General features: G+C 69.0%; 12 protein-coding genes and 1 pseudogene. 12 read left to right on the forward strand and 1 reads right to left on the reverse strand.

What is annotated here, in order from left to right:
* The first annotated feature begins 34 nt into the window (after nucleotides 1-34).
* A complete protein-coding gene (locus ABH931_RS36815) occupies nucleotides 35-799 on the forward strand; it encodes a hypothetical protein (protein WP_370123664.1) in 765 nt (254 codons plus the stop codon).
* 48 nt (nucleotides 800-847) lie between these two features.
* On the opposite strand, the pseudogene ABH931_RS36820 reads toward ABH931_RS36815, so the two are convergent.
* Nucleotides 848-1,096, reverse strand: a pseudogene (locus tag ABH931_RS36820) (SOS response-associated peptidase family protein); the annotation flags it as partial.
* 125 nt (nucleotides 1,097-1,221) lie between these two features.
* Between ABH931_RS36820 and ABH931_RS36825 the strand changes: the two are divergent.
* The 11 genes from ABH931_RS36825 to ABH931_RS36875 all read left to right on the forward strand — a co-directional run bounded on the left by ABH931_RS36825 (nucleotide 1,222) and on the right by ABH931_RS36875 (nucleotide 17,204).
* On the forward strand, nucleotides 1,222-2,652 hold the full coding sequence (locus ABH931_RS36825; protein WP_370123752.1) for a site-specific integrase: 1,431 nt from the start codon (nucleotides 1,222-1,224) through the stop codon (nucleotides 2,650-2,652).
* Nucleotides 2,653-2,759: 107 nt separating this feature from the next.
* Nucleotides 2,760-5,684, forward strand: coding sequence for a hypothetical protein (locus tag ABH931_RS36830; protein ID WP_370123666.1), 2,925 nt, complete (start codon nucleotides 2,760-2,762; stop codon nucleotides 5,682-5,684).
* The gene (locus ABH931_RS36835) at nucleotides 5,645-6,769 is read left to right on the forward strand and encodes a tyrosine-type recombinase/integrase (RefSeq protein WP_370123667.1); all 1,125 of its coding nucleotides are present in this window, start codon (nucleotides 5,645-5,647) and stop codon (nucleotides 6,767-6,769) included. The genes ABH931_RS36830 and ABH931_RS36835 overlap by 40 nt, the downstream gene beginning before the upstream one ends.
* Entirely contained in the window at nucleotides 6,766-7,092 is a 327-nt protein-coding gene (locus ABH931_RS36840; RefSeq protein WP_267052067.1) for a helix-turn-helix transcriptional regulator, read from the forward strand. Before ABH931_RS36835 ends, ABH931_RS36840 begins: the two co-directional genes overlap by 4 nt.
* Nucleotides 7,089-9,449, forward strand: a complete 2,361-nt coding sequence (locus tag ABH931_RS36845) for an XRE family transcriptional regulator (protein ID WP_370123669.1) — start codon at nucleotides 7,089-7,091, stop codon at nucleotides 9,447-9,449. The genes ABH931_RS36840 and ABH931_RS36845 overlap by 4 nt, the downstream gene beginning before the upstream one ends.
* Entirely contained in the window at nucleotides 9,446-10,114 is a 669-nt protein-coding gene (locus ABH931_RS36850) for a hypothetical protein (protein ID WP_370123671.1), read from the forward strand. Before ABH931_RS36845 ends, ABH931_RS36850 begins: the two co-directional genes overlap by 4 nt.
* Before the next feature lie 101 nt (nucleotides 10,115-10,215).
* Nucleotides 10,216-11,091, forward strand: a complete 876-nt coding sequence (locus ABH931_RS36855) for a hypothetical protein (protein ID WP_370123672.1) — start codon at nucleotides 10,216-10,218, stop codon at nucleotides 11,089-11,091.
* Nucleotides 11,092-11,247: 156 nt separating this feature from the next.
* On the forward strand, nucleotides 11,248-12,702 hold the full coding sequence (locus ABH931_RS36860) for a hypothetical protein (protein ID WP_370123674.1): 1,455 nt from the start codon (nucleotides 11,248-11,250) through the stop codon (nucleotides 12,700-12,702).
* A 380-nt stretch (nucleotides 12,703-13,082) separates the two neighbouring features.
* The gene (locus ABH931_RS36865; RefSeq protein WP_370123676.1) at nucleotides 13,083-14,162 is read left to right on the forward strand and encodes a hypothetical protein; all 1,080 of its coding nucleotides are present in this window, start codon (nucleotides 13,083-13,085) and stop codon (nucleotides 14,160-14,162) included.
* A complete protein-coding gene (locus ABH931_RS36870) occupies nucleotides 14,159-14,596 on the forward strand; it encodes a hypothetical protein (protein ID WP_370123678.1) in 438 nt (145 codons plus the stop codon). The genes ABH931_RS36865 and ABH931_RS36870 overlap by 4 nt, the downstream gene beginning before the upstream one ends.
* A gap of 667 nt (nucleotides 14,597-15,263) precedes the next feature.
* Nucleotides 15,264-17,204: a hypothetical protein gene (locus tag ABH931_RS36875; RefSeq protein ID WP_370123679.1), complete on the forward strand. Its 1,941-nt coding sequence runs from the start codon at nucleotides 15,264-15,266 to the stop codon at nucleotides 17,202-17,204.
* The last annotated feature ends 33 nt before the right edge of the window (nucleotides 17,205-17,237 follow it).

Genomic DNA, 17,237 nt, shown 5'->3' on the forward strand with positions numbered 1-17,237 from the left:
TGCCGATGATCTTCAGCGCGCCTACTACACGACCTTGAACGCGGTTGTCTGCGTGACGACGGACGGCACCGAGCGCTGGCGGTCGTCCCTGGCACCTGAGTCGGTCCGGCGGCACGGGCACCATCCCGGCTGCCTGCTCTCCCCGGACGAGGCCGTGGTGTGGGTCTACCGGCCCGACGCCATGGCCGGCCGCGACCGATCCGACCAATGGGTCGCCCTGGACGCCGCGACGGGAACGGTCATCGCGCAGGCGGATCTGGACACCGTCGGACACAGCGGAATCCAGCTGCTGCACGAGCCGAGCGGCCAGGTCCTGCTCGACGTAGGCGAAGGTCAGGACGGCTCGGTCATCTACCGCGCCTCGCTGACCGATGCCGGGATCGATCTGTTCACCTACCCCTGGGACGACCGGTGCCTCATCGACCTGTCGCCCGACGGAAGCCGGTTCATGACCGTCGACCACACGCAGGGCGACGCCGCGATCCACGCCTACCCCGAGGGCGACGTCGTGTTCAGCCTCTCCGTTGAGGACTTCGGGCACGACCCCGAAGAACGGTACGTGGAGTGGAGCGGCGGCTACCTGAACCCGGACACCCTCATCGTCACCGTCGCCGGCGAAACCGACGACGAACAGGAGTGGTTCCGCAACTACCGCGTCGACGCGCACTCCGGGCGCATCCGCGGCGAGTTCGACGCCCACGCGAGCGACGCCTACGACCTCCGGCCGCTCGGCGACGGAACCTGGCTCACCACGGACCCGTCCGGCCACCCCATCCGCTGGACCAGCACCGAAGCGTGAACACCACGCCGGCCGCCGACCAAGGCACTCACAACGACACCTGATCGGTCACGCACCCGGGGCCGGCTCGTCGGGCGGGTCAAGCAGGTGGGGCCCGTTGTTGCGGACGTTGTTCACGGCCAAGGAGACCTGGCGGGCGCCGAGGTGTCCGGCGGCGGGCTCGATCAGCAGCGCGCGCAGCTCGGCGGGGTCCTGGTGGCTCGGGTCGAGCCAGGCTTCGAAATCGGCGGGCGCGAGTGCGAGGGGCATGCGGGGGTGGACCCGGCCGGCGGCGTCGGTGGCCTCTGTGGTGATGATTTCCCTATACGTTCAGCGTGTTGATGGGCCCTGAGGGGAGCTGAACGGTGCGTGGATGGCGGGTTTTCTGGGTCGGCGAGGACTGGGCTGACCGGGCTGGAGGACCGAGCTCTGCACCCGTGGACATGCGGGCCGGGGATCCGATCTTCGTGGGCCCGGACTACCGGATCGACCCTGTGCTGTTGGGGTACGGGAGCTCGCGGGCGTTCCGAGGGCTTGCGGTGGAGACGCGGCGGAACTACGCAACCGATCTGACGCTGCTGCTGACCTTCCTGTGGTCACGCGAGCGGCGCTGGCTAGACGCGCGGAGCCGGGACCTGGAGGACTTCGAGGACTGGCGGCTGCGGGATCCGGAGAATCCTGGGCGGGTCGGAGAGTCGAAGGCCGACCGAGAGCTGGCGGCTTTCTCGGGGCTGTTCAGGTGGGCGGTGGACCAGGGGCACGTGACGGTGGATCCGGTATCTCTGATGCAGGGCGTCGGGCGAAGGCGGAGGTCGCGCGGCATGACGGCGCGGTCCGGAGCTGGCGGCATGCACTGGCTGACCCCGCGGTCGTGGCGGCTGTGGACCGATGTCGGTCTTCGCGGGCACACCGGCGCCGGTGTGCCCGAAACGGGCTGGGGTGGACGGCTGGAGGATCGCAACGTCGCCTTCGCCCGACTTGTGGTCTCCTCCGGGCTACGTCGCCAGGAAGCAGGTTCACTGCTGACGTTCGAGGTGCCGCGCATGCCGCATTCCGGCGGACGTTACTGCCGGGGCCGGGTAGCGGCCGAGGTGACGCGGGCGAAGGCGGCACGAATGTTCTACGCGGCCACCGGCAGCGTGCGGGATATCGAGAGCTACGTGGAGTCGTCGCGGGCTTGGGCGGTGGCCAAGGCCCAAGCGAACGGCAAGTACGACCAACTGCCTGGCCTGCGCCTGGTCACCGAGGTGACGCACGGGCCGCGGCCGAGGGTGCGATGGCTGGATGGGCTGGGTCGCAGCTTCGAGCAGCCACTGGATCGGCTCACCTGGCAGGAGCGGACGCTGCTGTTCACGGAGGGTCCTGCCGGTCCGGAGCCGATGTGGCTGTGGTTGAACGAGGCCGGACTCCCGCTGCACCCGCACTCCTGGGAGGCCGTCTTTCGTGCGGCGAATCAGCGCTGCCGCCTGGTCCTCGCCCCGCCGCAGGACGCGGGGCGCGATCCGTTCCGCGTCTGGGCGCCCTACGCCACGGTCCACGCGGGCCGGCACAGCTTCGCGCTGTTCATGTTGGTCGTCCTGAACTGGTTGCTGGACCGCCGATACGGGCTGAGCCCGGCCGAGCGGCGGGACTTCCGCCTGCTGTACGGGGATCCGTGGCACATGGTGCAGGCCCTGCTGGGGCACGCAACGCGTCAGGTCACGATCGACACTTATCTCGCCCCGGTGAGGCACCTGCAGCTGGACTCGCTGCTGGCCGATGCCCCGCCGTCGGCGGCCGAGCCGGTCGGCGATCTGGACGCTCTGTTCGCGCGCGTCGCCCGGGAGACGGAGGGGATCCAGGACATCGAGGCGCGGATGGCGGGTGCGCGGTGAGCGGGCCGGGTCGCCGTGCGTCGCTGCCGCCGCCCGGCCATCGCACCTCCGAGTCGGAGGATGTGCTGTCCGGGTTGACGGTCTCTCATCGCGACCGTGACGGTCACGTGAGGATTTTCGACTTCTCGCTGCTGCTGGCGGCCGAGCCGATGCAGCGCTCGCTCGCGGTGCTGTTCGCCGCGAAGACGCCGGCGTGGGGCTCCCACGCGACTTCGCGCGGACGGTTCCGGGACTTGCGGAGGTTCTGCGAGGTCACCGCGGCCTGGACACCTGTGCCCAGGGACCTCGATGAGGTGCCTGCGGCGCTGCTGCGCGCATGGTGGCGGGACATCAAGGGCACGCAGGGCGGTCGGGACACGTTCCGGAGCGTCTCTGAGTTTCTGCGCGCCGATGGGCGGCTGCGCGGCGAGGTCGCCGAGGAGCTGGCTCGCCGGGTGCCGGTGCTGCCCCGTGCCCGCGAGTCGTTCGCCCCGGCAGAGTTCGAGCGGGTCCGACTCGTCGCGGAGCGAGGATTCCGGGCCGCGTTGCGGCGGATCGAGGAGAACGTCGCGCACCTGGAGCGATTCACGGCCGGCGAGTTCGCCGTCGGCAGCCAGGAGTGGGAAGTCGGCTGGCTGCTGGACGGGCTCGCTCGGACTGGAGATGTGCCCCGTCGCCGCAGCGGCCATGTGACAGCGAACGTCAAACGGCTGCTGGGCGGAGGTGGTGCGGAGGCCACGTGGAAGCGGTTGTTCCTCGACCGTATGGAGGCCACCTCGCTCGGAGTGCTGTTGATGGCCCGCTTCGGCTGGAACCTTGCGGTCATCAGCGACATGCCGGTGCCCCGGGCCGCGCCGGACGCGGGCGCGGACGGTCGTCCGACGTTCACCGTGCAGATCGTCAAGCACCGTGGCGCCCGGATGGAGAGCGAGAGCATCCCCGACACCGGCGCGGACTCCCCGGGCCGGCTGCTCACCCGCGCGATCCGGGCGACGAGCTTCGCCCGTACTCTCGCCCGCACCCATACCGGCGACCGGGATACAGACCGGCTGGTGGCCTGGTACGTCCACGGCGCATCGCCTCCGCTCACCGACCCGTCGAGGCGAACGGTCGCGGGCCGGATCCGCTTCGGCCTCACCGCAGAGGACACCGCGGAGTGGGGCAAGGCGGCCGGGACCGGAGCACCGTTCCGGCGCGGCCGGAGAACCGTAGTCGCTGCCGAGCGGCGCGAGGCCGTCCAGCACACCCAGGCCACCTATGAGCGCCACTATCTCCTGCCCGACAAGCGCGTCCAGGCCGAAGCCGAGCCCGTCATCGCCGCGGGCGCCGCCGACGCCCTCGACAACGCCCGCGCGAGCGTCCACCGCGCCGCCGCGCACCTCACCGAAATCGGCGACCCCGCGCACCAGGAGACCGTCACGGCCGACTGCTCCGGGGCCGAAGACGGCCCCGCACCGCTGGACGACGGCGGATGCGGGGCGTCGTTTCTCCTCTGCCTCGGCTGCGAGAACGCCCGCATCCACCCCGGACACCACCCGCGGCTGGTACTCCTCCACCAGGCGCTCACCAACGCCCGCTCGGTCCAGAACCCGTCGGTATGGAACCGCACTTGGGGAGAGCCCCATGAGCGCCTGGAGGATCTGCGTCGACAGATCGGCGAAGGGGGCTGGCAGCACGCCCCACGGCCGCGCCACCACGGCGGACCGGGAAATTGTCGACGACCTGATCAACGGGGACCTCAACCCATGACCACCACCCCTCAGCCCATTCGCGACAGCCTGCCGCACCCCGCCACCCTGGTCATCCCGGCCCACCTCGCCATCCGAGATCACGGCCACCTCAACTCCGCCTTCAGGGATGCCGTATGGTCCCTGGCCCCGCTGATCGACGACCCGAGCCAGGACCTCACCTCGATCGACTGGCGCACCTGCCCAGGCGGATTCCGCGAGCCCCTTCGCCTGATCGCCTGGGTGTTCCTCAACCGAGAGCTGCAGGCGACCTTCCTGCGTGCGCGCGGCCGCAGGATGCGCGGCCGGCTCTCGGCCCGGGTCGCCCGGGAGACCGTCGGCCAATGGGTTCATCTTGCCTGCTGGCTCACCGACCGCGGAGTCCACGAACTGACGGACTGCCATCAGGGGCTGCTGCATGACTACGCGCTGGCCCTGCGCGACACCGGGCCTGGCCGTGCCCACGTCCACAAGCAACTGCTCGCGCTCACCCGCCTGTGGGCCTTCGACCAGCTCAGCCCTGCACCCGTCGGGGTCGCCCGGCCTCCGTGGGACGAATACGGCATGGACGACTACCTGCCTGCCACAAGGTCCGTTGGTCCGGAGAACGCACGGGACCCGCTCACTCCAGCCACCATGGGCCCACTGCTGATCTGGGCGATCCGCCTCGTAGAGGAGTTGTCCACCGACATCCTCGCGGCCCGTGCCGAAGCGGCACGGATCGCCGATGCCGCGCGGACGCAGTCCAGCACCTCGGCCGGTCGCGCCCGACTGGACGCGTACGCCGACGCGCTGATCGCAACGAGCGGACCGGTGCCGGTCACCCGCCGGCGCGGCCGGACCTCTCTCGCCCGCTCCTACATCGCCGCACTCACCGGCGCCTCCCTGCACCAGGTCCAGTCGGCCCGCGACCGCACCCATCCCCAGCTCGTCGACCTGGTCACTGCCAACCCCGGACCTTGCCCCCTCGACGTGCCCGTCACGGCGACAATCGGTGAGCGTCCTTGGAGGCAGGCGATCGACCTGAACGAAGTGGACACGCTGGTACGGCACCTGGTCACCGCCGCGTTCGTGGTGTGCGCCTACCTGACCGGCATGCGCCCGCAGAAAAAGGGGGGCGGAATTGCGTTTGATGCAACATCCGGCAGGGCGGGCTACACGCATAACTGCAGGTGGGATGGGGTGCCTTCGTGGTCGCCAGGCTGGGGGCGACCGATCTGCCAGCGGCTCTTGCGCTCGACGCATGCCATCCCAACAATGTTGCATCTAACGCAACGGAGGTTGGAGTGGCTAGAGCGGCTGATCTGGCTGGGGCGGCACACCTGATGCTCGTGGACGGGGTCTCGTACCTGGACCCCGAGCCAGCGGTGTTCGAGGCAATGCTGGAGGGGTGGACCAAGCAGCAGCGAAGCCGCTTCCTCAACTGGGACTCGACCATCAAGCCGAGACTGTCGCTCGTCCGCCGGTTCGCCGAGTTCACCAACCAGTACCCGTGGCAGTGGCAGCCAGCCGAGGTTGAGGCATTCATCGACCACCTGCGGGCGAAGACGCCGACGTTCACGGTGTCGAGCGGTCGCGGCTACCAGAACCACCTGCGGCTGTTCTGCGAGTACATCACGGACGCGCGCTACGGCTGGATGAACGTCTGCCAGGAGCGCTTCGGCCAGGTGCCGGTGCAGATCCTGCACGAGTGGAACACAGTCACCCACGTCAGCGAGTACGAGGGCGACCCGAGCCGTCGCCCGCTCACCTACGACGAGATCCAGGCCCTGTTCGACGCCGCCGACGGCCGGATCGAGGAGATCCGAAAGCGCGGCCGCAAGGGCGCGTTGGCCGCGATGCGGGACTCCGCCCTGCTCAAGAGCTACTACGCCTACGGCATGCGCCGTCGGGAGGGCGTCTATCTCGACGTCGCCGACCTGCGGCGCAACCCGACGGCTCCGCAGTACGGGCGCCACGGGGCGATGTTCGTCCGCTTTGGGAAGTCCTCGAAGGGCAGCCCGCCCAAGCGCCGCACCATCTTCACGGTCCCGGAGATGGACTGGATCGTCGATGTCCTGGACCACTACCTGACCGAGGTCCGCCCCCGGTTCGGCGCCGGCAAGCACCCGGCGATCTGGGTCACCGAACGCAGTGGCCGCCTGTCGCGCCGGTCGGCGAACGAAGCCTTCGATGCCGCACGGAAGGCCGCTGACCTGCCAGAGGAGCTGAAATTGCACTGTCTGAGGCATTCGTATATCACGCACCTCGTCGAGTTCGACTACCCGGAGCGGTTCGTCCAGGACCAGGCTGGACACGGCTACGCCAGCACTACGGCCATCTACACCGGCGTCTCGGACGAGTACCGCAACCGGCTGCTGCAGCGAAAGTTGACCCATCGCTACCCCGGCATCTGGGAGGACCCCAAGTGATCAAGAAGATGGGCTACCGCTGGAACCTGCGCAAGCTCATGGCCGACCGGGAGATGTTCCAGACCACCGACCTGGTCCCGCTGCTGGCCGAGCGGGGCATCACCCTCTCCCGCGAGCAGGTCTTCCGGCTAGTCACCCAGCCCCCGCAGCGGCTGTCGATGGACGTCCTGGCGGCCCTGTGCGACATCCTCGCCTGCCAGCCGAACGATCTGATCGAGGTCCAGGTCGTCAACGAGGAAGTCCGCAAGACGGCCGGCGGCGAGACGCCCGGCCCGCTTCCGGCCGTGCGCCGGACCTCCATCCGGCGCCCGGAGGGCCTGTGACCGCGCCCTCGCCGACCGCGCCGTCGGTCGTCGCCCGCCTCGCCGCCCAGGCCGCTCGACTGGAGGCCGCCACCACCGCCGTCACCACCAGGCTCACCGCAGCCCTGCCTGGCCTCGATGCCGAGGAGGCCGCAGCCGCACTGGTGGCCGCAGTGCCGATCCCCGTCCGCGGGGCGGCCCGCTACCTGGAAGAGCTCGCCGAACACCTGGCCGGCCATCCCGCGGCCCTGACCTCCGGGAGTTCTCTCTGCCCGCCGGTCCTGCTGCGGCTGACCCAGGTGCTGCACGAGGGCGGCCATCCGGTGGTCCGCCCCGGCTGCGCGCACTGCGGCACGGTGCGGACAGACCTTCGCCAGCTCCGGCCCGAGGGACGGCTCTGCGCAACCTGTGACGCCAACAGTCGCCGCGCCACCTGCGCGCGCTGCCACCGCGAGGGCATGCGGATCTCCGCCCGCCGGCCCGAGGGCGGCATCTGCACGGCCTGCTACCACAAGGACCCCGCCCGCCTGGAGGAGTGCGCCGGGTGCGGCGAACTCCAGAACCCGGTCGTTCGCCGAGAAGACGGCCTGGGCCTGTGCGTCAGGTGTTGGAAGCGCCCCACTCACACCTGCGTGACCTGCGGCAAGACTGCGGTCGCGGCACTGGTCGACGTCGACGGCGCGGTCTGCCACCTCTGCTACAACCGCCACCGTCGCCCACGACGGCCCTGCGGCCGGTGCGGACAGCTCAAGCGCATCGCACGCAACGCGCACGACGGTGAGCCCGACCTGTGTGACGGCTGCTACCGCGGCCCCGAGGTGAGCTGCTCCGCCTGCGGTCGCATCCGCCCCTGCAGCAGCAAGCTCCAGGGCCAGCCCGTCTGCGGCAACTGCTACCGGCGCAATCGACAGGGCGAGCCATGCGCCCGCTGCGGTCGGACCAAGCCGGTCAACACGCGATGGCCGCTCGGGCCGGTCTGCATGACCTGCTACAACACCGTCCTCCGGTCGCCGGCCGAGTGCTCACGCTGCGGCACGGTCCAGCCGCTCATCGCGCGGGACGCCGGCAGCGCCGGCGTCTGCGGACCGTGCGTCGGCTTCGCCGCCGACTACACCTGCCGCCATTGCGGCCGGGCCGGCAACCCCCACAGTCAGGGCCGGTGCGCGTTCTGCGTTCTCGCCGAGCGGGTCAACCTCCTGCTCGCGGGGGCCGACGGCGTGGTCCCCGAGCAGTTGCAGCCGCTCGCGACGGCACTGGCGGCCGTGCCGGCGCCCTTCCAGGCGATCCAGTGGATCCGCGAGAGCCCGAACAGCAGGCTTCTCGCCCGCCTCGCCGCCGAGGACCGTCCGCTCAGCCACGAGCTGCTCGACGAGCTGCCGCCCAGCCGGAACCAGCGCTACATCCGCCAACTCCTGGTGCACACCGGCGTCTTGGTCGCGCGCAACGAGGACCTTGAACGGATCCCCGGATGGCTGGAGCATGAACTGGCCGACAAACCGGCGGCCCATGCGAACCTCGCTCGCCCGTTCCTGCACTGGTTCCTGCTCCGACGTGCACGCCAACGCGCGGCCGTCCGCCGCTACCCGGCGTCCGCTGACCGCGATCTTCGACGGCGCGTCAGTGTGGCCCTGGAACTGTTGGCCTGGCTCGGCCAGCAGCAACTGGCACTCGAAGACCTCACTCAAGAGCACATCGATGACTGGATCACCGACGGCGCGAGCCAACGGCGCTATTTGATCCGCTACTTCCTGAACTGGACCGCGAGCCGCCAGCTCACCAGCAAGCTCACCGTCCCCTCCATCCCGCAGCAAGAACCCCAGACCCTGCTCGACGAGGACGACCGCTGGCACATCCTCCAGCGCTGTCTCACCGACGACTCCCTGCCCCTGGACGTCCGAGCCGCCGGCGCGATCACCCTGCTCTTCGGTCCGTCCACAGAACGGCTCTGCAATCTGACGCCCGACCACCTACAGCTCGGCAGCAAACACACCCACCTGAGACTCGGCCGTCACCCCGTCCTGCTGCCCCCACGACTGGCCGGGCTGCTGCACCAGCTGGCGGAAGAGCCCCTGCCCGGCTCACGAGCCCTGTTCGCCCAGGCCACACCGGGCCCCCGACTGCTGTTCCCGGGCCTGGTCCCAGGGAAGCCCATCTCGACGCACGCCATGACGCAAAAGCTCAACCGCCACGGAATCTCGGTCCGCGCGGCCCGCAACTCCGCCCTTGCTGCGCTCGCCGCCGACCTCCCCAGCCCGATCCTCGCCGACCTGACCGGCATGCACCGCCACACTGCGATCCGCTGGGTCGCCTACGCCCGACGCGACTGGGCCGAGTACCTCGCGGCACGCGCCGAGGACCAACAGGAAGGCAGACGATGACCGACGCGACCGGCCGCAATGATGAGCGCACAGTCCAAGAAGTGCTCGATTACCTGGTCACAAACTTGAACGGCGCCCTGCGTCGCCCGGGAATGTATGGCGGTGAGATGGCGATCAGGCTCTACCTCGACGCGGTGGCGTTCGCGGACTCCGCCGAGCTGGCATGGCAGCAGGAGCTGAAGGACCTGCAAACCCGCCGAGGATCCTCCTACACCGGCGTGAGCGGAGCCTTCCAAGATCTCTGGGGTGATGCACACGAGGGCGCCGTGGCCTCGGTCTACGCCGAGATCGCACACCGTCAGGGATGGCTGCGACTCGACCGGACCCTCACCTCGGCCGAGCACGACGAGATCCGTCGCGTCAGCAAGACCTGGTGCCGCAAGGACCGTCTCCTCAGCGACATCGTCACAGCGTTCGGCCCGCCCTCGGTCCTCTTCGGAGGGAACAACCCCAACTACCCCAAGACGCTGGCCTACGGGACCGACCAACGTGGCGACGCCCTGCTCTGCTTCCACCTCTGGAACAGCTTCGCCCCGGGTCCAAGCCAATCGTCGGCTTCCGTCCACGCCGAACCTGTCCTCTGGGCCTTCCGGGACGGCGGCACCCTGTTCACGGACGGCTTCATCCTCACCCCGGAAGGATTCGCCCGTCGGCGTGCGAGCTGACAGAAGTGTGGGCACGGGGGAACCGGGTTGCGAGGCAGCCGGAGCTGCGGTGGAATCTGGCGGGCTGCGCACCTGTGGCCCGGGCGGGGAGGGACCGATTGATGGACGAGACGACAGCGCTGGACAGCGTCCTGCAGCAGGCGCACGTGGCTCAGGTGAGCTCGGTGAGCGGGTTCGAGGCGTACGGAAAGATCCGGGTGGACCTCTCAGATCCGGTGGAGTCGGCCCAGCTCAGGATGGCCATGGCCGTGGAGTCGCTGCCCGGGTTCCACTGCATGTGCCTCGGGGACGTCCGCTTCGAGTTGTTCGACAGGGACGGTGAGCGGCTCGCAGCCGTCGTCCTGCACCACGGGGCGACACTGAGGTGGGGGCAGTGGGAGAGCGACGCCATCCTCGCCGACGGCCGCCTGCTCCTGGCGTGGCTGGACGGGCACGGGATGCCCGGCCCCATGCAGCAGTTCGAAGCCGACCGACAGCGAGCGGAGGAAAGATCTGAAGAGGAGCGCAGCTGGCTGGCTGCGATGCCCGCCGGACTGGAGGGGACCGCCGACTGGATCGTCGACCTCTCCCGCACCGGCGGCATGCCCACCCCCGAACTGCTCGCGGAACTCACGGACCGACTGCAGGCGACGTTCCCCGACCCGGTGGAGCGGGTGCTGGCCCTGCTCCACTGGTACGGCTCCGGCAGCGGGCGCTGCTCCGGCTACCCCGTCCACGAGGGTGTGCCTGGCGAACTGCTCGGCAGGGTGCCGATCGCCGACCTGCTCGCCGGGCTGGCCGACCCGCGGGCCGAGGAGCGGCACGACGCCGGGGCCGTGCGGCATCTGGTGGGCTGGAAGACCCGCCCGCGCCAGAAGCGGGATGTCGCCGGCCTGCCCGAGCCGCTGCGTGCCCGGCTGCTGGCGCATGCTCGCCGCTCTGGAGACTCCGACAAGCAAGGCCGCGCAGAACGGTGGTTGGCACCCCCGCGGACCTGAAACCCACCAAGCGTTCAGTGGTTGGGGAAGGCGGCACGCTCAGCAACAGAGAGGGGGAGGTGGGCGGCCTGGGTACGAACACGGCCGAGTCGTCTTGCTGCGACGGATGCGCAGGGGGCACGAGAGCTCCAGCAGCGGACCTGGCACCATGGGGCGGTGTCCGATTCCTTCGAACTTCCCGCCATTGCACAACCGGTCCTGGAGACACTGCTACTCAGCCTGGCCGGCAACCCGTCTGCACCGCCGGAGGTTCTAGTTCGCCTGACGGCGGCGAACATCGACCGGTCCGGGTTGGCCCGGCGGCGCGACCTACCCACGGACGCTGCAGCGGCGCTTGCCACCGACCGTGATGTGACCGTGCGGTCGAATCTCGCCTCGAACCCGAGCCTCCCGCCTGCGGTGCAGGTCGTTCTCGCCGGCGACGCCGACCCGCGGGTGCGAGGCTGGCTGGCTGAAGGATCGGAGTACTTCACCACAGTCGGTGTACACGGGCGCCGAATCCCGGACCCGCTGCTGCGCGAGGTCTACGAACTACTGGCCCATGACCCAGAACCGAAAGTCCGCCGCGCTCTGGCCTTCAACCGTCACCTGCCGGACGATGTGCGGGCCAGGATGCTCGATGACGCGGACTCGCGAACGGCCGCCATCGCCGCTAGCGAATGGCCCTTGGCGCCGACCGGCCGGATCGGAGAACTCCTGTCGCGGGCAACCGGCGCTTTTGGGCGACAGATGCTTCTGCTCCGCCTGGATGGTCCGCTTCCCACAGAGGCCGCACGCGCCATGCTTGCCGAAATCGACTCCGCTGCAGACAATGCCTACAGCGAGGGTCTGCTGCGACAGATTGCCGAAGTCGCCGACCTGGACGCCGGTCTGACTGGCCGATTCCTGGCGAATCCGGACTTGCGCGCCGCGGTGGCGGCGAACCCGACACTGTCGGCCGAGCACATCGCGGACTTGGCGCGTGATCCGAACAACCAAGTACGCGCGGCTGTTGTCGCCCGGCGCGGCCTCGACCCGGAGTTGCGAGAGTCGATACCGGTCGACTACGACGACCGCAGCAGCACCATAGTCGGCTGGCTGCTGACCGAAAACCTGTCCGAGCAAGATCAGCTGGCGTTCGCCCGAAGCCGGCACCAGATCTTCCGCAAGACCCTGGCCATGCGCGCCGATCTACCAGACGAGTTTGTCGAGATCCTCGCCGACGACGAAAGCTTCGCGGTTCGACTATTCGTGTGCGAGCGACAGCCGAACGCCCCCGGTTGGCTGCTAGCCCAGATCGCCGAGCAGTGGACCAGCTACAGCCGGTGGGACATGCTCGCCCACAAGAACTTCCCCGCCGATGCCGCTACCGGCCTGGCCCGCTCCGATGAGCCCCACGACCGCGCGGTCGCCGCAGCACACCCCGGATTGCCAGCCGATACGATCGAGGCTCTGCTGACCGACGACGATGACACCGTACGACGTCGAGCCGCGACCAACCCCGCCATTCCAGCCGACCGGCTGATCGGCCTACTCGGTGCCGCCGATTCCGCCGTTGCCGCAGGAGCTGCCGCGAACCGGCTGCTTCCCGTGAACACGATGCACCAGGTGCTCAATCAAGCAGGGCTGTGAGGACGCGGCGCGATCCCCCGGCCTGGTCGAGATGCCCGACGACCCGCGCTTCGGCCACTGGGCCCGACGTGGTCCCCTCGATCAAGGTCAAAGTCACCAGGCCAGGCCAGGAAATCGGCGGCCTCTTGGTGTTCGGCGATGGCGGTGATCAGCGATTGCATGCGCCGCACCATAGCGGCTGGGGACGACAGTCCCACGCTCACGTGTGTCCGGAGGGCCGGGCAGAACCGCGGGCGTGCCCCTGTTGGCCGGGCGCGAGGGAAGGAATAGTGCACGGTCGGAATAACCCCCTCCCGCCAGTAGTCCTCGCCCTGCGCTCCGGCTGCTGCCCCGATCCCCAGCAGCCTGCCGTCGGACCCCGGCCGCGCCATCTGATCCGTATGCACCTCGACGACGTCGATCCCGACGACGGGGACTGGGACGACGACCCGGAGGCGACGGACGAGGAGAACGGTGAGCCGTACCTGCTGATTCGCAGCCAGCACTTCAAGAGCGCCACGGACCCTGACACCGGCAACCACCTGCCCAGTGGAGCCGAGCGCGCCGTCCCCTGGGTGGCCATCACCCCCGTCGTCACGGCCATCCGTCTGCTGGAACAACTCGTTCCCGCCGGTGCGCTGCTCTTCGGCTCCGGCATCCACGACCCCAACCGCACCCAGCATCGCACCAGGGCGCTCGGAGTGGGCGTGATGTCCGATCGGATCGAGGACCTCGTGGCCTGGGCCAGCGCCGAAGCCGCGGAACATGACCTGCCTGGCGAGGTGATCCCGCCCGACCCGAGCGGGCGGATCGGCACCGCACGCTTCCGCCGCACCCTGGCCTGGCACATCGCCCGCCGTCCCGGTGGCTTGGTCGCCCTCGCCATCCAGTACGGCCACCTGCGCACCGCCCTCGACACGGACGAGTCCGGCCGCTACGGCAGCCGCTCACGACATGGCATCCACCATCTGCTCGACCTGGAGACCGCACTCGCCACCGCGGACGCCGCCGCCGACCTCCACGAACGCTTTCAGGAGGGCGAAGGCGTCTCCGGCCCCGCTGCCCGCCAGGCCCTCCGAGCCGCCGCAGCCACGAAACGTCTCGGCCCCGCCCTCGTCACCGCCGGCTTCGCCCGCAAACACACACTCGCCAAACAGCATCTCGCCCGCGACGGCGCCGTCCTCCACGACAATCCCCACGCCCTGCTGCTGTGCCTGTTCCGCGCCGACCGCGCCTTGTGCGCCAAGGACGGACCCAACAGCCAGCCCACCCTCCACGCCTGCGTCCCCGGCTGCGCGAACACCATCCGCACCGACAAGCAGGCAGCAGCGCTCCGCCGGCGCGCCACCCAACTCGAGGCCAAGGCCTTCCGAACGCCGGCCCCGATCGCACAGCGGCTCCACGCCAACGCCGTTCGGCTTCGCGCCTGGGCCGACGACCACGACCGCACGCGCATCACCCACCAGGAGAACCCTGCATGAACCCCGCCCCCGACGAACGCACACGCATCCGCGCCGCCATGGAACGCATCCTGGGCGGCGTCCCCGAACGCTCCAACGGCGCCTGGACCATCGTCGCCCTTGCCATCGAAGCCGGCGTCCCCCGCAACGCCCTCACCCAACGCCACATCGACCTGAAGAACGACTTCTACGAGAAGGTCAAGGTTCGCGGAGCCACGCCCGACGTCGAGATCCGACTACGACGCAAGATCACCGAACTGAAGAAGACTCTCGCCAACAAGAACACCCAGATCGCCGCACTGCAGGCCGACGTCCAGGGCTTCCTCGCCGAGAACACCCGCCTCACCCTGGAGACCCAGGAACTACGCGACATCCTGGCCGGCCACCAACCGAACGTCACCCCGCTCCACCGCGGCAGCCTCACCACGCCGCCGAACGGCCGCGGCCCGCGCTGACGCTCCTGCGGTTGTGGGATATCCCATGAGTTCCGCCGCCTGCGGACAGCTCGTTGCCCCAGGTCAGCTCTGTAGTTGACGGCGAACGGATTGAATCGATCATGATGGTTCTTCAGGATTCCCGAAGAACCATCATGATCGGCTTTCGGCGGGGGCTGCGCACGGCCTGGTCGGGGCTCCGCCGCGAGGAGAAATCCCACACCAGGCCCGAACGGGTGTGACTGGAGAAGCCACAGGTGGAGGCGCGCCCCGCTGCAGGTGGTCCGCCGTAGCGTGACTGGCAGCGACGGTTGTTCGAGTCAGAGCCCAGGGAGCACGCGATGCCGACGAAGGATCTCCCAGCAAACCTCGCACCCTGGAAGGGCCAGGAGCGTGATCTCTACCTGAAGGTTCTCTCGGGAGGAGCAGAGCTCGACCTCGGCAGCGGCGACCCCAGCCACGGCGAGAACTGGGGGCCCGACCGGACCATCCGGGCGTCCGTCATCCGTCACCTGCTCACCGATCCAGAACTCGCCCCGCGGGTCCTCCGGCTGCAACTGAAGGGTGCCAGGATCGAGGGCAAACTCGACTTCGAGGCCGCCACACTGAGCGGCACCCTGCAACTGACGGGCTGTCATGCCTCGAGGTCGCCATCCTGGAACAGGCAACCGCTCCGGGTGTCTATTTGGTGGGCTGCCACCTGGCCGGACTCAAAGCGGGCCAGCTCCACACCGAGACCAATGTCTACCTCCAGGGATCCACCTGCGCCTTCGTTGAACTCACCGGTGCCCAGGTCGAGGGACAGTTTGACCTGAGCAACGCCGTCTTCCTCGGCAGAGAGGAACCGAAGGCAACTCTGGAAATGTCCGGGATCTCGGTCGGCTCTGACGCATTCTTCAGGGGGACCACTGTTACAGGCCTGACCAACATGATCGGGGCGCGGATCGAGGGTCAGCTCGACCTCCGCAAGGCGACGCTGAACTGCCGTGGCAGGAAAGCCCTGCGTGCCAGCGAATTGAAGATCGGCGAGGACATGTTCTTCGTCGAGGGGTTCTTCGCGGACGGCGCAGTAGACCTGACCGGAGCGAAGATCGGCGGATCGCTGGACTTCGGGAATGCCAAATTTCATCACTCAGGCAACGCCCCAGCCCTTGACCTGGCCAGAGCCCATGTCGAGCAGAACCTGGTCTTCGGGGACGGCTTCACCGCGGAGGGCGCCGTCCTGCTGGCCGGCGCGACCGTCAACGGCAACGTGGACGCCAAAGGCGCTCAGTTCCTCCACCCCTCGGACACCGCGATCGACGCACGCGGCCTCCACGCCCGCGACGTCAACTTCACAACTGCTTCCTCGCCGACCGAGACCGACCGCAACGGCTTCCGCGCAGTGGGGAAGGTCATCCTGGCCGACTCGGTGATCAAAGGAACCCTCGACTGCCGGGGCGGGTCCATCTCCTGCCCCAGATCCAACGAGGCCGCCCTCGACGCCCGCGGCGTGAAGATCACCCGCGACCTGCGGCTCAGCAAGGGATTCACCGCGACTGGCACAGTGAACCTGACCGGAGCAAAGATCGGCGGCGAGGCCGACCTGTCCGACGGGTCTTTCAAGAACGCCGATCGGTGCGCCATCTCTGCCCAGCAGCTCACGGTCCGCACCTGCCTGCTTCTGGAGGACAAATTCCGGGCCGACGGCCTGGTCGATCTCAGGGCTGCGACGGTTGGTCAACTTAAGGTCGGCGGCCAGGTCCACCTGCCTGAGCTAGATGCCCTGGTCCTGGACGGCCTGAAGGCCGCGCAGGACGTAGAGTTTCACGAGGGCCTCGTCGTGGAGGGCACGCTCCGCATGCGCGCGGCGCGGATCGGCAGCGACCTACGGATCATCAAGCCGAAGTTGAGTCGCGGACGCGCCGGCGTGGCGCTCGACCTCGAGGGAACCACCGTTACCGGCACCCTGGAACTCAGGGCCGACAGCGCCGTGGGCGGCCAGGTCGACCTCCAGCAGGCCAGCGTAGGCCTCCTGGATGACGACCTGACGTTCTGGCCCGAAGCCAAAACGCTGCTGGCCGACTTCACCTACACGTCCCTATCTGACTTCGACACAAGGAGCGTTGGCACCCGGATTGACTGGCTCAAGGGCAGCGCCTATTCGGCTCAGATCTACGAGCAACTCGCCGCCGTCTACCGGGCCGCGGGCCGCGCCGACGCCGCCCGGAACGTCATGTACGAAGGCCAGAAGGAGCGGCCACGCCAGGGCTGGCCCGAGCAGATCTGGTCCAGGCTGCTGCGCATTACCATCGGCTACGGCTACCACCCGGAGCGAGTGCTCTGGTTGCTGGCGGTCTTCGAGATCTTCGGGACCGTATTCTTCTCGATCCGTCGCGACGAGTTGAAGCCCAGCGAGACGCTAGTGGTCGCCTACGGAAGTGACACCGACGGAGCCCTTAAGCACTTGCAGCCAGCGCTCTATACCCTCGACCTGCTCCTGCCAGTGGTCAGCTTCGGGCAGCGAACGCTGTGGCTCACGCTGGGTGCCACCAGCTGGGTGGCCACCTTCCTGATGGTGCTGGGGTGGGTGCTGGGCGCCATCCTGGTCTACGGGATCACCATTGCCTACCAAAGGCGCTCCAGTTAAAGCCCCTGACAGACTCCCGGCCCTGTACTCCCG

The sequence above is a fragment of the Streptacidiphilus sp. MAP12-33 genome (genome assembly GCF_041261265.1).
GTDB lineage: Bacteria > Actinomycetota > Actinomycetes > Streptomycetales > Streptomycetaceae > Streptacidiphilus.

Excerpts from the sequence above, each read along its gene's own strand:
- ABH931_RS36850 (WP_370123671.1), top strand. The coding sequence starts at position 9,446 with ATGACCGACGCGACCGGCCGCAATGATGAGCGCACAGTCCAAGAAGTG.
- ABH931_RS36855 (WP_370123672.1), top strand. The coding sequence starts at position 10,216 with ATGGACGAGACGACAGCGCTGGACAGCGTCCTGCAGCAGGCGCACGTG.
- ABH931_RS36865 (WP_370123676.1), top strand. The coding sequence starts at position 13,083 with ATGCACCTCGACGACGTCGATCCCGACGACGGGGACTGGGACGACGAC.
- ABH931_RS36825 (WP_370123752.1), top strand. The coding sequence starts at position 1,222 with ATGCGGGCCGGGGATCCGATCTTCGTGGGCCCGGACTACCGGATCGAC.
- ABH931_RS36870 (WP_370123678.1), top strand. The coding sequence starts at position 14,159 with ATGAACCCCGCCCCCGACGAACGCACACGCATCCGCGCCGCCATGGAA.